This window comes from Shewanella hafniensis (assembly GCF_019655335.1).
Classification (GTDB): domain Bacteria; phylum Pseudomonadota; class Gammaproteobacteria; order Enterobacterales; family Shewanellaceae; genus Shewanella; species Shewanella hafniensis.
In genome coordinates, this window is the sequence record NZ_BPFD01000043.1 from 26181 (window position 1) to 40548 (window position 14368).

Annotated in this window: 15 protein-coding genes and 1 pseudogene; 5 read left to right on the top strand and 11 right to left on the bottom strand. The window is 46.5% G+C overall.

Annotation, left to right across the window (positions count from 1 at the left end; genetic code table 11):
* Positions 1 to 47: 47 nt before the first annotated feature.
* Positions 48 to 2054, top strand: a complete 2007-nt coding sequence (locus tag K5Q99_RS13180) for a fumarate reductase flavoprotein subunit (protein ID WP_106649205.1) — start codon at positions 48 to 50, stop codon at positions 2052 to 2054.
* Positions 2054 to 2788, top strand: coding sequence for a fumarate reductase iron-sulfur subunit (locus K5Q99_RS13185; protein ID WP_220777122.1), 735 nt, complete (start codon positions 2054 to 2056; stop codon positions 2786 to 2788). Before K5Q99_RS13180 ends, K5Q99_RS13185 begins: the two co-directional genes overlap by 1 nt.
* Positions 2789 to 2835: 47 nt before the next feature.
* On the opposite strand, the gene K5Q99_RS13190 is transcribed toward K5Q99_RS13185, so the two are convergent.
* Together K5Q99_RS13190 and K5Q99_RS13195 are read right to left on the bottom strand one after the other, a co-directional pair.
* Positions 2836 to 3120: a putative quinol monooxygenase gene (locus K5Q99_RS13190; protein WP_168825853.1), complete on the bottom strand. Its 285-nt coding sequence runs from the start codon at positions 3118 to 3120 to the stop codon at positions 2836 to 2838.
* Positions 3117 to 4139, bottom strand: a complete 1023-nt coding sequence (locus tag K5Q99_RS13195; RefSeq protein WP_220777123.1) for a zinc-binding alcohol dehydrogenase family protein — start codon at positions 4137 to 4139, stop codon at positions 3117 to 3119. The genes K5Q99_RS13190 and K5Q99_RS13195 overlap by 4 nt, the downstream gene beginning before the upstream one ends.
* 134 nt (positions 4140 to 4273) lie before the next feature.
* Between K5Q99_RS13195 and K5Q99_RS13200 the strand changes: the two genes are divergently transcribed.
* Positions 4274 to 5200 (top strand): LysR family transcriptional regulator, encoded by a 927-nt coding sequence (locus K5Q99_RS13200; RefSeq protein ID WP_220777124.1) that lies wholly within the window; start codon positions 4274 to 4276, stop codon positions 5198 to 5200.
* 55 nt (positions 5201 to 5255) lie between these two features.
* Here the strand turns inward: K5Q99_RS13200 and rho are convergent, their stop codons facing one another.
* Positions 5256 to 6521 carry a transcription termination factor Rho gene (gene rho, locus K5Q99_RS13205; RefSeq protein WP_011787892.1) on the bottom strand — a complete coding sequence of 422 codons (1266 nt, stop codon included), beginning with the start codon at positions 6519 to 6521 and terminating at the stop codon, positions 5256 to 5258.
* Between the two features lie 209 nt (positions 6522 to 6730).
* Positions 6731 to 7057 (bottom strand): thioredoxin TrxA, encoded by a 327-nt coding sequence (gene trxA / locus K5Q99_RS13210; protein ID WP_006083360.1) that lies wholly within the window; start codon positions 7055 to 7057, stop codon positions 6731 to 6733.
* 152 nt (positions 7058 to 7209) lie between these two features.
* On the opposite strand from trxA, the gene rhlB reads away from it, so the two are divergent.
* Together rhlB and K5Q99_RS13220 are read left to right on the top strand one after the other, a co-directional pair.
* Positions 7210 to 8526 carry an ATP-dependent RNA helicase RhlB gene (gene rhlB / locus K5Q99_RS13215; protein WP_220777125.1) on the top strand — a complete coding sequence of 439 codons (1317 nt, stop codon included), beginning with the start codon at positions 7210 to 7212 and terminating at the stop codon, positions 8524 to 8526.
* Entirely contained in the window at positions 8527 to 9453 is a 927-nt protein-coding gene (locus K5Q99_RS13220; protein WP_220777126.1) for a Ppx/GppA phosphatase family protein, read from the top strand.
* 64 nt (positions 9454 to 9517) lie between these two features.
* Here K5Q99_RS13220 and K5Q99_RS13225 read toward each other — a convergent pair whose 3' ends face one another.
* The 7 genes and pseudogenes from K5Q99_RS13225 to K5Q99_RS13255 all read right to left on the bottom strand — a co-directional run.
* Positions 9518 to 10054 carry a thioredoxin family protein gene (locus K5Q99_RS13225; protein ID WP_220591294.1) on the bottom strand — a complete coding sequence of 179 codons (537 nt, stop codon included), beginning with the start codon at positions 10052 to 10054 and terminating at the stop codon, positions 9518 to 9520.
* 230 nt (positions 10055 to 10284) lie between these two features.
* On the bottom strand, positions 10285 to 10677 hold the full coding sequence (gene mutT / locus K5Q99_RS13230) for an 8-oxo-dGTP diphosphatase MutT (protein ID WP_220591293.1): 393 nt from the start codon (positions 10675 to 10677) through the stop codon (positions 10285 to 10287).
* A gap of 76 nt (positions 10678 to 10753) precedes the next feature.
* Positions 10754 to 10963, bottom strand: coding sequence for a DNA gyrase inhibitor YacG (yacG, locus tag K5Q99_RS13235; protein WP_220777127.1), 210 nt, complete (start codon positions 10961 to 10963; stop codon positions 10754 to 10756).
* Between the two features lie 73 nt (positions 10964 to 11036).
* Positions 11037 to 11771 carry a cell division protein ZapD gene (gene zapD / locus K5Q99_RS13240; RefSeq protein ID WP_220777128.1) on the bottom strand — a complete coding sequence of 245 codons (735 nt, stop codon included), beginning with the start codon at positions 11769 to 11771 and terminating at the stop codon, positions 11037 to 11039.
* Positions 11764 to 12381 (bottom strand): dephospho-CoA kinase, encoded by a 618-nt coding sequence (gene coaE / locus K5Q99_RS13245; RefSeq protein WP_220777129.1) that lies wholly within the window; start codon positions 12379 to 12381, stop codon positions 11764 to 11766. The genes zapD and coaE overlap by 8 nt, the downstream gene beginning before the upstream one ends.
* A gap of 39 nt (positions 12382 to 12420) precedes the next feature.
* A complete protein-coding gene (locus K5Q99_RS13250) occupies positions 12421 to 13347 on the bottom strand; it encodes a prepilin peptidase (RefSeq protein WP_220777130.1) in 927 nt (308 codons plus the stop codon).
* Positions 13348 to 13379: 32 nt separating this feature from the next.
* Positions 13380 to 14240, bottom strand: a pseudogene (locus tag K5Q99_RS13255) (type II secretion system F family protein); the annotation flags it as partial.
* Between the last annotated feature and the right edge of the window lie 128 nt (positions 14241 to 14368).

The following is a 14368-nucleotide window of genomic DNA, read 5'->3' on the forward strand; positions in this document are numbered from 1 at the left end:
AACACCGCAAACTACATAAGAATAAATGACCCGATTAAGGAGCAGGCGTGAAACTGATTTATACCGATTCATTGGTGGTAGGTGCCGGACTTGCTGGCTTAAGGGTCGCCATCGCGTCCAAAGAACGTGGACTCGATACCTTAGTCCTGTCACTCATTCCTGCAAAACGTTCCCACTCTGCAGCTGCCCAAGGCGGCATGCAGGCGAGCTTAGGCAATGCCGTAAAAGGCATGGGCGATGATGAAGACGTGCATTTTCAAGATACGGTAAAAGGTTCCGATTGGGGCTGCGATCAAGATGTCGCGCGGATGTTTGCTCACTGTGCACCTAAGGCGGTGCGTGAATTGGCGACGTGGGGCGTACCTTGGTCGAGGGTGAGTGCTGGCCCAAGAGATGTGATCGTTAACGCGCAAAAAGTGACGCTGCATGAGGCGCAGGAAGCCCATGGACTAATTAACGCCCGTGACTTTGGCGGCACAAAAAAATGGCGCACTTGCTATACGGCCGATGGTACGGGTCATTCGCTGTTGTATGCCATGGATAATAAAGCGATTTCTATGGATATTCCCGTCCATGAACGTATCGAAGCGTTGGCACTTATTCACGATGGTAAGCGCTGCCATGGGGTAATCGCTCGCTGTTTGATAACCGGTGAACTGAGGGCTTATGTGGCTAAGTCCACCACCATCGCCACTGGTGGATATGGCCGAATTTATGAAGTGTCGACCAATGCGATTATCTGCGAAGGGATAGGCCAAGCGCTCGCGCTAGAAACCGGCGTTGCCACCCTTGGCAATATGGAAGCGGTACAATTCCATCCCACTGCTATCGTGCCCGTGGGCATTTTAACCACAGAAGGCTGCCGTGGAGATGGCGGTTTATTGCGTGATAAAGACGGTTACCGCTTTATGCCAGACTATGAGTCCGATAAGAAAGAGTTGGCATCGCGGGATGTGGTATCACGCCGCATGACAGAGCACATACGTAAAGGTAAAGGCGTCGATAGCCCCTATGGGCCGCATCTGTGGCTGGATATCACTCTGTTAGGTCGCAAACATATCGAAACCAACCTGCGTGAAGTGCAGGAAATTTGTGAAAACTTCCTCGGTATCGATCCCGCTAAAGATTGGATCCCAGTGCGCCCAACCCAGCATTATTCCATGGGTGGCATTCGAACCAATGCCACGGGTGAAAGTCCACAGCTTAAAGGTTTGTTCAGTGTCGGTGAGGCTGCCTGTTGGGATATGCATGGCTTTAACCGTTTAGGCGGTAATTCGTTGGCCGAAACCGTGGTTGGCGGCATGATTATCGGTAAATATGTCGCCGATTTTTGTGAGAACAATAGCCTTGAGATTGACACTCAGCTTGCAGAACGCTTTATGCAGCAGGTGCAGAGTGAAATTGATCTGCTGATCGAAGGTGATGGCCACGAGAGCGCCTTTGCCCTCAAACGTGAAATGCAGCGCATCATGATGGATTATGTGGGGATTTTCCGTAATGGCCCCGAGCTTGATAAGGCGGTCGCTGAACTTAAAGTGTTGCTGGAACGTTCTCGTAAACTCGGGCTTAAGTGTAAAAAACGTCACGCCAATCCTGAGCTGGTCGAAGCCCTGCGGGTCAAGCGTATGCTGAAAGTGGCGCTAACCGTAGCCTGCGGCGCCGCGGCGCGAACAGAGAGTCGCGGTGCCCATGCCCGTGAGGATTTTCCACAGCGTAATGACCGTGATTGGCTAAATCGCACCTTGGCCAGTTGGCCCGATGCCGATGCGCTCGAACCTGTGCTGAATTACGAAGCGCTCGATGTGATGAAGATGGAACTCCCGCCGGGCTATCGTGGCTATGGCATCAACAACGCCATAGTGCATCCCGACACCGAAAAACGTGAGCAGCAGATTGCCAATATTTTAGCTGAGCTAGGTGAGGATGCGGACCGTTATCAACGGCAGCGGGCGCTTATGCCCTTTGAATTACCCGAAAGCTTACAGCCTAATAATGAACGTTTGAGTGATACCTTAAAAAGCCCATCTGCCAATGCGTTAGGAGAAAAATCATAATGAGCCAAGGTCGCCAGTTAACCTTTAATATCTTTCGTTATGATCCGCAGGAGCCAAACGATAAGCCGAAAATGGTGCGTTATCAGCTTACCGAAACGCCGGGGATGACGGTATTTATCGCCCTTAATAAACTCAGGGAAGAACAAGACACTTCATTGCAGTTCGACTTTGTCTGTCGTGCTGGCATCTGTGGTAGCTGCGCTATGGTGATCAACGGTTTCCCGACGCTAGCTTGCCGCACCTTAACGGCCAAATACCCTAAGGGCGAAATCACCTTAATGCCGCTGCCAGGTTTTGAGTTGATTGGTGATCTCTCGGTTAATACTGGTAAGTTTATGCGGGAACTGGCCGAACGCTTAAAGCTGTGGTTACATCCAAAATCTAACGATATCAGCGTGCATCGACTTGAAGATCCTATGGATCCAGATGAAGCTGCGCGTTTGTATGAGCTAGAGCGCTGCGTTGAATGTGGCGTGTGTGTTTCTGCCTGTGCGACTAAACAAATGCGTGAAACTTTTGTCGGCGCTGTGGGCATGATGAAAATAGCTCGTTTTGAGATGGACAGCCGTGACGCTCGTACTGCCGAGGATTTTTACCATGTGATTGGCAATCAGGATGGCGTGTTTGGCTGCATGACTTTACTCGGCTGCCAAGACAACTGTCCTAAGGATTTGCCACACATGCAGCAAATCGCGTATTTACGCCGCAAGATGGCCATGACTTTGATTCGATAAGTGATAAATGATGAAAAGCGCCAATGTGTTTGGCGCTTTTTTGTTGATTAGCAGGCGTAGCTTTTGTGAATGTCAGCTCGATTGATTATGTCTGCGGTTTGGGCGACAAATGCTTGAAAGTGCGTACTCGCCATATGTTCATCCAATGCTGCTTGGGATTGCCAAATTTCGTACATCCAGAAGATATTTTCATCATCTAATGAGTGATGCAGTTTGTATTCGATGCAGCCTGCCTCGGTATGAGTGTCTGTCACGAGTTGCTTGAGTATCTTAAATAGCGTATCGCTTTGGCCTTGATTCGCTATGATTTGGGCAAATACTGTTATTTTCATTGGTTAAAACCTTCTAAAACAATTTTACCGATCGCTTTGCCAGACTCTATCTGAGCGTGAGCTTTGATTAAATTTTGGGCATTAATGGTGCCGTAGTGTTCACCGAACGTACTCTGTAACTCGCCTGTATCGATAAGGGCGCTTAAGCGGTTGAGTAAGTGATGTTGCGCTACCATATCCTCGGTTTGATAAAGACTACGGGTAAACATCAGTTCCCAGTGTAAGGATAAGCTTTTACGCTTAAGTTTCATCACATCTAATGGCCCCTTAGGATCGTCGATTAGTGCTAGTTTTCCTTGTGGCTTAAGCACTTGTACTATTTCATCAAAATGCTGATCGGTTTGGGTTAAGCTAATCACATGGGTCACATCAGTAATGCCAATATTGGCAAGTTCCTGCGAAAGTGGCTTGGTGTGGTCGATAACAGCATCGGCACCAAGCTTATGCACCCAAGCGGCGGATTCTGGACGAGATGCAGTGCCTATCACTTCTGCACCTGTGAGTTTTACTGCAAGCTGAGTGATGATTGAACCCACACCGCCGGCCGCACCGATAATTAAAATACGGGCGTCAGTTGCCGAACCATCTTGGGGTAAAGCTAAACGGTCGAATAAAATCTCCCATGCTGTAATCCCCGTTAAAGGTAATGCCGCGGCTTGGGCATAGGTTAGACTCTTAGGTTTATGGCCGACAATTCGTTCATCAACCAATTGATATTCTGCATAACTTCCGCTGCGACTAATATCGCCCGCGTACCACACTTCATCACCGACCTTGAAAAGGCTGACGTTTTCGCCAACGGCTTTGACGACACCGACCGCATCCCAGCCGATAATTTTGTATTCGCCTGCAGGTGCAGAGCTAGATGCACGGATTTTTGTATCAACCGGATTGACAGAAATGGCTTTGACTTCCACCAAGAGGTCAAAACCCGTTGCCGTCGGTTCGGCTAACGTGATGTTTTCTAATGCATTGGGTGCTGTGATTGCACCTGCAGTTCGGTAACCAATGGCTTTCATGTTAATTCCTCTGAGTGTACTGGCTTGAGTCTATTTGCTTGAGTCTACTTGTATCGAGTAGCCATTGTGTGGAATATTAGCCAAGAGATAAACAGGGTAAAGTTTGTAATTTTTTCAAAGGATTTTTGATAATCATGTTGATTAATGATTTAGCTTTGTTCGTGCGAGTCGCTGATTGCGGCAATATATCTGCCGCAGCAGCCGAGATGGATATCTCCGCCGCTTCTGCCAGCGCTGCAATAAAACGGCTTGAGAAACAGCTTGATACTAGTTTATTTATCCGCACGACACGCAGCTTACGTTTGACTGTGCAAGGTGAACGTTATCTTATTCATTGCCGACGTGCGCTAAGCGATTTAGCGCTTGGCGAACAGGCTATCGCCAGTGATAAAGGTAAAATATCCGGCACCTTAAGCCTGTCGGTTTCTTCAGACTTTGGTCGTAATCTATTTGTGCCTTGGCTCGATGAATTTTTGCTCGATTTCCCGCAGCTGCAAGTGCGTTTACACCTTGGCGACAACATCAGCAGTTTTTACCACGATAAAATTGATGTCGCAGTGCGTTACGGCAAACCGCAGGACTCAAACCAAGTGGCATTTCCGCTCTGCAGTGTTGACCGTGTCCTGTGCGCCTCGCCAGAATATCTGGCCGAGTTTGGTGTACCTGATTCACTAGAACAATTAGTTGAGCATAATTGCTTGTTTTATAAGTTAGATGAGCGAACGCACGATCAATGGCAATTTAGGCGTGATGGCCAAGAATTCAAAGTGCGTGTCACGGGCAATCGTAGTGCTAACGATGCGGAAATTGCTCGCCGTTGGGCTGTGGCTGGTAAAGGGTTGGTCTTTAAGTCGAGTCTAGATCTGGCCGATGACTTAATCTCAGGGCGATTAGTGCGTTTGTTGCCTGAGTATCAAGGTGAGCCCGTCGATTTGTATTTAGTGTGTCCAGGGCGCGAGCATGTCACGCCTGTCGTGCTCTTACTGCGGGAAATGCTCCGGCAGCGAACACAGGCTTTGAGTAAAAACTTGAGTAAAATATTAGCAGTGAAAAAATCTTAGATAACAAAAAAGCCGCATAATGCGGCTTTTAGTTTAGAGACTCACTGAGTGAGATTTAAGACTTAGTGCGTTTCATGGCGGTAAAGAACTCTTCGTTAGTCTTGGTCATCGCCAATTTATCGATTAAGAATTCCATTGCGCTGACTTCATCCATAGGATTGAGGATCTTACGCAGGATCCACATTTTTTGCAGTTCTTCTTGAGTCGTGAGTTTTTCTTCACGACGGGTACCGCTGCGGTTGAAGTCAATGGCTGGGAACACACGCTTTTCTGCCGCTTTACGTGACAAATGTAGCTCTTGGTTACCTGTACCTTTAAATTCTTCGTAGATCACTTCGTCCATCTTAGAACCGGTATCAACCAAAGCAGTGGCGATAATGGTCAAGCTGCCGCCGTGTTCGATGTTACGTGCCGCACCGAAGAAGCGTTTTGGACGGTGCAGGGCGTTCGCATCCACACCACCAGTTAACACTTTGCCCGATGACGGGATAACAGTGTTATAAGCACGGGCTAAACGGGTGATTGAGTCGAGTAGAATAACCACGTCTTTCTTGTGCTCAACCAAGCGTTTTGCTTTTTCAATCACCATTTCGGCAACTTGAACGTGGCGGCTGGCTGGCTCATCGAAGGTTGATGCGATAACTTCGCCTTTAACGAGGCGCTGCATCTCAGTTACTTCTTCTGGGCGTTCGTCGATCAGTAATACCATCAACACCACTTCTGGGTTGTTGTAGCTGATGCTTTGAGCAATACCTTGAAGTAATAGCGTTTTACCAGCTTTTGGTGGTGCAACGATCAAACCACGTTGACCTTTACCAATTGGTGAGCATAAATCCAGAATACGCGCGGTAATATCTTCAGTTGAGCCGTTGCCGCGCTCCATACGCATACGTTCTTCTGCGTGGAGTGGGGTTAAGTTTTCAAAGAGGATTTTATTACGGGAGTTTTCTGGTTTATCGAAGTTAACTTCGTTGACTTTCAATAGAGCAAAATAACGCTCGCCTTCTTTTGGTGGGCGAATTTTACCAAAAATGGTATCACCCGTTCGCATGTTGAAGCGGCGAATTTGGCTTGGTGAGACATAGATGTCATCTGGACCAGCTAAATAAGAACCGTCTGAGCTGCGTAAGAAGCCGAAACCGTCTTGGAGTATTTCTAATACCCCACCACCGAAAATGTCTTCTCCACTTTTTGCGTGGGCTTTAAGGATTGAGAAAATAATGTCCTGCTTGCGAGCGCGGGCCATATTTTCGAGCTTCATATTTTCAGCTAGCGAGACTAGGTCAGAAATCGGCGTGTCTTTTAATTCAGTTAAGTTCATTTTGGGGGTCTTGTGTTACGCGACAAAGCTTACCGCGATCAATCAGTAAGGATGTAATTCAGGATAGTGATTGACGAGCGAGAAGAGGTTATTAGAAAGAATCTGGTTATTAAAGTAGCACTAACAAAGCGGGGCGTCCAGAAATTTAGGGAAATTCCGGCACAATTAATTTATAGCTTGTGCCGGAGGTCACTCATTACGACATCAAATTAGATTTGCGCGTCGATAAACTCTTTTAATTGCGTTTTTGATAGCGCACCAACTTTAGTTGCGGCTAATTCGCCGTTCTTGAATAACAGTAAAGTTGGGATGCCACGAACGCCATATTTCGCTGGAGAAACATTGTTTTGGTCAACGTTTAATTTAGCGATAGTTACGCGGCCTGCATATTCTTCAGACACATCGTCTAAAATTGGAGCGATCATTTTACAAGGGCCACACCACTCGGCCCAGAAGTCTACCAATACTGGTAAATCAGACTTTAATACGTCGTTTTCGAAGCTGTCGTCGCTCAGGTATATAATTTTATCGCTCATGATGTTCTCCAGTTTGGGTGCCATTGCTGGTTTGTTAATGGCTTACCATGTATATTGGGGCTGAAAAATAGCTTTTCAAGTTACCTTTTTACAATGTGGCTATTTCAAACGATCGAGTATCTTATTGCAACCTCAACAGGTAAGCTTGCGCTATGAGCGAAACACATCTATCTACCCAAAGGTTTGCCGACCTACCTCTACATCCTGAGGTTAAACAGGCCCTTGCCGAGAATGGCTTCGAGTTTTGTACGCCGATCCAGGCGTTATCATTGCCAGTATTACTTCAATCAAAGGATATTGCAGGCCAAGCTCAAACGGGCACAGGTAAGACAATGGCCTTCTTGGTTGCTACTTTTAATCATTTATTATCGACTCCGATACCTGAAGGTCGACTGATTAATCAGCCCCGCGCCATCATTATGGCTCCAACTCGTGAGCTGGCGATTCAGATTGCTAAAGACGCCATTTTACTTGCTAGGCATACTCGCTTGAAGGTGGGTATTGTTTATGGCGGCGAAAGTTACGACATTCAGCGTAAAGTATTAGATCAAGGTGTTGATATCTTGATTGGTACTACGGGTCGAATTATCGACTACGTTCGCCAAGGTATTATTGGCTTGAATTCAATTCAGGCAGTGGTATTAGATGAAGCCGATCGTATGTTCGATCTAGGTTTTATCAAAGATATCCGCTTCTTGTTTAGACGTATGCCTGAGGCAAATCAACGTCTTAATATGCTATTTTCGGCAACCTTGTCGATGAAAGTACAAGAGCTGGCTTATGATCATATGAACGAGCCGGTTAAAGTCGAAATCGCCCCCGAAGAAAAAACCTCTAAAAACATCAAAGAAGAAATCTTCTATCCTTCGCAAGAAGAGAAGATGCGTTTGCTGCTGACCTTAATTGAAGAAGATTGGCCAGAAAAAGCCATCGTTTTCTCTAACACTAAGCACAGCTGTGAAACGCTTTGGTCTTGGCTTGAAGGTGATGGACATCGCGTAGGTTTGTTAACGGGTGATGTGCCACAGAAAAAACGTATTCGTATCCTTGAGCAGTTTACCAGTGGTGAGTTAGATATATTAGTTGCTACCGATGTCGCGGCTCGTGGTTTACATATTTCTGACGTTTCACACGTGTATAACTATGATTTACCTGATGATTGTGAAGATTATGTTCACCGAATCGGTCGTACGGGTCGTGCGGGTAATAAGGGCATGTCGATAAGCTTTGCCTGTGAAGAGTACGCGCTAAACTTGCCAGCAATCGAAAGCTATATTAATCATTCGATTCCAGTGAGTAATTACGACAGTGAAGCTTTATTGGCCGATATTCCAACGCCAGCGAAGATCCACCGTAAACACCCGAGCGGCACTCGAAACCTGCGTGATCGTACAGGTGCAAGCCGAACTGGTGCGCAACGCAGTGGTGCTCGCCCTCCTCGTCATGATAGGACACGTAGACATTCGTAAATGCCAACACCCGCTTATGCCGCTATAACATTAGGCTCAAATAGTTTTAATATGCTGATCGCCAAAACGCGTGGGGGTCAGCCACATATTATTGCGAAATATAAACGCAAGGTGAGACTTGCCGAAGGCATAGGCGACGATGGCAACTTAAGCCATGACGTGATGCAGCGCGGCCTCGACTGTTTGAGTATGTTTGCCCAAATGTTGGTGCAACATAAGATTGAAGCACATCATGTGGCTGTGATTGCTACCGCAACCCTTCGCAGTATCAGCAATGCCGATGAGTTTAATCGGCGTGCATTGCCGCTCTTAGGTCATCCAATTGAAATCATTTCAGGCATGCGTGAAGCTGAGTTTATCTATCAAGGTATGGTGGCGACCACCTGTGGTCAAGGCCGCCGTTTAGTGATAGATATCGGCGGGGCGAGTACTGAGTTTATTATCGGTGATGGGCATCAAGTGTTGTTCAAAACCAGTTTGCCTTTCGGTAGCGTGACTTATAATCGCCAATTTTTTAGTAGCTTGCCGCTGCAACAGTTAGATTTCGATGATGCCAAGCAGCAAGTGCTAACCGCATTAGCTGAGCATAGACAAACCCTACGCGATCTCGGTTGGCATTGTGTTGTTGGTGCCTCTGGCGCGGTACAATCTGTGGTTGAAGTCCTGCTTCACCGTGGCTTATCTGAAACGATAACGCTCGATGTGCTCACTCAGCTGAAGGCTGAAATTCTCGCACAAGAAGACATTAGCTTAACGGGGATCGCTGGACTTTGTAGCGAGCGGGCACCGACTTTTGCAGCGGGTGTCGCTATTTTGTTGGCTTTGTTTGAGTTGCTGGGGATCGAGCATTTAGCCTTATCTGGCGGCGCGTTACGTGAAGGCGTTTTAGTGATGCTCGCGCAGCGAATTATTGACGAAGCGAGCTAAGCTTTCTTTGAATGGATAAAAACCAAAGGCCGCTATGCGGCCTTTATTGTTTGTACTGCGTCACTTATTTCAATAAATCGGCGAGATCTTTTTCTAAGGAAACGGTTGGGCGCTCAACGATACGGCCAACTTCTTTACCTTGCTGTAGCACAATAAAGGTTGGAATACGGGTAAAGTCGTATTTGGCAGCTAAGCCTTCGGGATCTGTCTTCGTCCGGTCGACACCAATATAGGTCACTTTAATATTGGGATTGGCGACGTCTTCCATGATACGGATAAAGCGCGGTGTTTCACGGTGACAATCTGGACACCAAGTACCAATGATCACTACAATTTCTGTAGGTTCAGTAACGCTTTTAAGCGGGGTGATTGCCGCAGTGTCAACTTGGTAGGATTTATATCCTTCGGCAAACTCATTGAGATCTGTGACTAAATGTTGTGCTTCTACTATGCCAGTTAAAATCACTTCTTGTTTCTCCTCGCTGCAGGTCGCAATTAAGCCCTGTTGTTGTTCTTCAAATCCACAGCCACCATTAGCTAGTACCTGACAACTAAAAAATAAGGCGGTAGTGGCTAGGAATGCCTTAACGTTATTGTGCATGATGCGCCCTTAAAATCGAAGAGAAAGAATGAAGCTTGATTCAAACATTATTCTTGATGCGATTAAAGCGGATCATTGATTTGCTGCAAGCTAGATCACGCATTGCTAATATCTATAAGCTTAACGATCACAGGATTGCATGGTTTGCGGAGTTAAGACATTGAAAAAGCACATCCCCGAATTGCGATTCGGGGATAGGGCGAATTGAAATAATGAGGTAAATGGCTCGATTACTGGGCGAGAATTTTTTCTAGAATAGGCTTATTAGCGTCGGGGAAGTCGTAATTAACTAAGTCGGCTTTAGTGACCCAAGCGATAAGCTGACCTTCGAGGCCTTGGGCTGTGCCGTTAAACTCTGTGACTGAATGGATATCAAGTAGCACTTGTTTATCGGGATAATCGAAACTCAGCGCCATAAATGGCTGACTATCGGTGACATCGAGCGCGACTTCCTCTTTGAGTTCACGGATCAGTGCTTGAGTAACCGTTTCGCCCGCCTCAACTTTACCGCCAGGAAATTCCCATTTCCCACCTTGATGTAAATGGTCTGGGCGTTTTGCCAACAGAATGTCACCGGCCGAGTTAGTAATAATGCCGACGGCCACATGGATGCGTTTAGTCATAATATTTATCTATTGAGTAGAGAGTTGGGCAAATCAATCGCTGTGATGGCGTAAGCTGAGCGGTTAGCGCTTCGGATTATTCTTTAAAAAAGTCGCCTTCATCGAGGTCAAATTCATCAAAAGCTTCGGGATCAAATTCGGCTTTAACCGGAATGACATGCTTTTCTGATGCCCAATCGCCGAGGTCGATGAGCTTACAGCGCTCGCTGCAAAAAGGTTTAAATGCAGATTGTGGCACCCATTCGACAGGGGTTTTGCAGATAGGGCAGTTAACGGTCAATGGCATAATTGTTCTCTTGGTTAACGGCGATACAGCGGCCGCCAATACTAATGTCTTTCAGGCCATTAGTGTAAAGGCTTCATGCACAGGTAGCCAGTAAGAAATCAATCGAACGGTCGGAGTGGCGTTGTTGTTCAAATTGAACAAAATGGATTGCAAAACGGTTTTTATGGCCGCTAATCGTAGGATAACACCCGTGGGAGGCATCGACTTTGACTCGCACCAAAGCAAGTGCTTGAGCACTGTCGCCCTGATAAAAGCCAGCATGGGCAACGGCATTGTCGTAATGGGCTGTGCTGCGGGTAAGTTGGAGTAATAGTGTGATGGGGGTGAGTAAAGGTTCGAAATGCGCTATCCAAGTGCGATAATCGTGCTGTTTTTCTTCCCAAGGTTTAGATAGCCAATAATGCAATTGCGGCAGATCGAAGTTGCAGCAGGCGCCCGGCATGCCAAAGCGTTGTCTTAGTGCGGAAATGAATCTGTCTTGTTTTAGTTGGTAGCCGAAGCGGTCGGGCTTTTGCAACGGTTCGCGGGCTTGGGTGAGGGCGTTGATATAAAGATCTATTTGCTGGTGGTCGACGTGATCTAATTCTTGCCATTTGCTGAGTTGCAGCAAGTGCCGCTCAATATCTTTTAATACTTCGTTACGATAATCACAGCGTTCTGACAGCTCACAGAGGGAAAACAACGGATAAAAACATCTATGTTGGTGGTCATGATTTAGATTACTTTGCAGCTGTTTATCGAGGTATTCGAGCCGCAAGTAGCTGCGAATTTTCTCGTTTAAGGGCTGTTCGTAAACTAATTCAGTCATGGGCGTTATCAGTACCAGAAAGTTGTAAATATCGCTGGTGCAATGCTAGCACCTCTCGTTTTAAGGTTGATATCTCTCCTTGATTATCAATAATGTCATCGGCTCGGGCGAGTTTTTCGCTGCGGCTCAATTGGCTGTTAATGATGTTATTTACTTGAGATGCATCAACATTGTCACGTTTTACGGTGCGATTTATTTGCAACTCAGGTGAAATATCCACCACTAAAGTCCGATTGACTAACCTATCTAACCCGTTCTCAAATAGCAAGGGCACGACCATAATTACATAGGCAGAGGTCGCTTTTTCTACCTGCGCGAGCATTTCTTGGCGGATCATGGGGTGTAATAGTTGGTTTAGCCATTCGCGCTCTTTTGGATGGCTAAATATCCGCTGCCGCAACTTGGCGCGATCGAGTTCACCCTCAGGTGTTAATATCTCAGTACCAAAATGAGTGACGATCGCTTCCAGTCCTTTTGAACCTTGAGCGACCACCTCGCGGGCAACGATATCTGCGTCGACTAAGGTAATCCCTTCTGCAGCGAATAAATTGGCAACAGTCGTTTTACCGCTGCCGATGCCACCTGTAAGGCCAACAACAAACTTTGACATAAGATACTCCGAATCACTTTCTGCTTAGTTTGCATGCTCTTACAGTGTCGATAGGTACCAATCGACAATCTGTTGCCCATATAGCAAGGCTATCCAGCCTGCGGCAGCAATATAAGGGCCAAATGGGATGGGATTACCTTGTTTGAGGCGTCTACTGATAATCATAGTGATGCCAACGACTGCGCCAACGAGGGACGAAAGTAAAATCACCAGCGGCAGCATTTGCCAGCCAAGCCAAGCACCGAAAACGGCTAGCAGTTTAAAGTCACCATAACCCATGCCTTCCTTGCCTGTGAGGATTTTAAACAACCAGAAAATGGACCACAGGCTCAAATAGCCTGCCGCCGCACCGATAATGGCATCGGTTGGACTCGCAAAGGTATGATTTAGATTGATGATCAAGCCTAGCCAAAGTAACGGTAACGTCATTTGATCTGGAAGCAGCATCTCATCAAGATCGATACCAGTAAGGGCGACAAGTACAAATGTCAGTATGCTCGCAAAGACAAATTGCCAGCTTGGACCAAAGTGCCACGCTAAAGTCGCAATAAGCAGCCCTGTGATGAACTCAATTATTGGGTAGCGGGCGGAAATCGGTGCGTGACAGGCGGCGCATTTTCCCTTGAGCATTAACCAGCCTAATATAGGCAAATTATGCCAAGGCTTAATTGAGGTTTTACATTTAGGGCAGGCTGAGCCCGGCATAACAAGATTGTACTTTTCAGGAAAGGCATCGATAGGTTTATTGAGTTGGTCTATCCCTATTTTTTTGACTATGTCTTCGTGGTATTCCTGCAAATACTGATTACATTCTTGCTGCCACTCCCGTTTCATCATCACAGGAAATCTGTGGATCACCACATTTAAAAAACTACCAATGGTAGCGGCAAAAATAAAGCTTAGCGTAATAAAGAGCCAAGGACTCTGATTAAAAGAGTGGCCTAAAAGAGAGATAAATTCTGACATTTAGTTTTCTTATTTTATTTGAATCGAATGAATTAGCTGACGATTTTACCCATTTGGAAGATAGGAAGATACATAGCGACAATTAACCCGCCGACGACAGTGCCGATTACCACCATCATAATTGGTTCTATCAGGCTTGATAAACCATCAACCGCATCATCTACTTGCATTTCGTAAATGGTTGATACTTTATTGAGCATATTATCCAGTGAGCCGGATTCTTCGCCTATCATCACCATTTGCACTAACATGTCGGGGAAAAGTCCAGTGGTCTGCATAGCCACATTCATCTGCATCCCCGCCATCACCTCTTGACGAATTTTTAAAATGGCTTTGCGGTATACCGCATTACCCGATGCGCCAGCGGCGGATTCTAAGCCATCAATTAACGGCACACCTGCTGCAAATGTGGTTGCTAAAGTCCGGGCGAATCGTGCCATGGCACCTTTGTGTAATATGGGCCCAATGGCAGGGATTTTTAGCACAGCTTCGTCTACTCTATCTCGCACCATTTGTGAGTTTCGGTGCGCCCGCACAAACAAAAATACTCCGCCAACAATGGCGGCTAGAAAGATGTACCAAGAGGATTGTAAGCCGCGGGAAATATGCAGCACTAATTGAGTAAAGGCAGGCAGTTCAGCACCAAAGCCTTTAAAAATCTCCTCAAATTGAGGCACGACAAAGAGTAATAATAATGTTGTTACTAAAACAGCTACTATGACAACGGCAGCCGGATAGAACATGGCCTTCTTAATTTTTGATTTGAGTGCTTCCGTTTTTTCTCTGTATGTCGCCACGCGATCGAAAACCAAGTCTAGTGAACCAGAATGCTCACCGGCTGCGACTAGGTCTACATAAAGTTCATCGAAGTAACGTCTATGGGGGCGCATAGCACTGAAGGATCCCCTCATAAATCAGCCATAGCATAGCCATATTTGAGCAACTGATTGGCGAATAATACCCAGGCCGCCAGCAATTCTTTCTCCGTGATTTGATAATCAGGCCGCCTGAGTACCTCCAA

Bases quoted from the DNA above. Each gene is read 5' to 3' on its own strand.
- K5Q99_RS13195 (WP_220777123.1), bottom strand. From the start codon at position 4,139: ATGAAAGCCATTGGTTACCGAACTGCAGGTGCAATCACAGCACCCAAT.
- mutT (WP_220591293.1), bottom strand. From the start codon at position 10,677: ATGACTAAACGCATCCATGTGGCCGTCGGCATTATTACTAACTCGGCC.
- K5Q99_RS13220 (WP_220777126.1), top strand. From the start codon at position 8,527: ATGCCAACACCCGCTTATGCCGCTATAACATTAGGCTCAAATAGTTTT.
- rho (WP_011787892.1), bottom strand. From the start codon at position 6,521: ATGAACTTAACTGAATTAAAAGACACGCCGATTTCTGACCTAGTCTCG.
- K5Q99_RS13185 (WP_220777122.1), top strand. From the start codon at position 2,054: ATGAGCCAAGGTCGCCAGTTAACCTTTAATATCTTTCGTTATGATCCG.
- K5Q99_RS13250 (WP_220777130.1), bottom strand. From the start codon at position 13,347: ATGTCAGAATTTATCTCTCTTTTAGGCCACTCTTTTAATCAGAGTCCT.
- K5Q99_RS13225 (WP_220591294.1), bottom strand. From the start codon at position 10,054: ATGCACAATAACGTTAAGGCATTCCTAGCCACTACCGCCTTATTTTTT.
- rhlB (WP_220777125.1), top strand. From the start codon at position 7,210: ATGAGCGAAACACATCTATCTACCCAAAGGTTTGCCGACCTACCTCTA.
- coaE (WP_220777129.1), bottom strand. From the start codon at position 12,381: ATGTCAAAGTTTGTTGTTGGCCTTACAGGTGGCATCGGCAGCGGTAAA.
- zapD (WP_220777128.1), bottom strand. From the start codon at position 11,771: ATGACTGAATTAGTTTACGAACAGCCCTTAAACGAGAAAATTCGCAGC.
- yacG (WP_220777127.1), bottom strand. From the start codon at position 10,963: ATGCCATTGACCGTTAACTGCCCTATCTGCAAAACCCCTGTCGAATGG.
- trxA (WP_006083360.1), bottom strand. From the start codon at position 7,057: ATGAGCGATAAAATTATATACCTGAGCGACGACAGCTTCGAAAACGAC.
- K5Q99_RS13200 (WP_220777124.1), top strand. From the start codon at position 4,274: ATGTTGATTAATGATTTAGCTTTGTTCGTGCGAGTCGCTGATTGCGGC.
- K5Q99_RS13190 (WP_168825853.1), bottom strand. From the start codon at position 3,120: ATGAAAATAACAGTATTTGCCCAAATCATAGCGAATCAAGGCCAAAGC.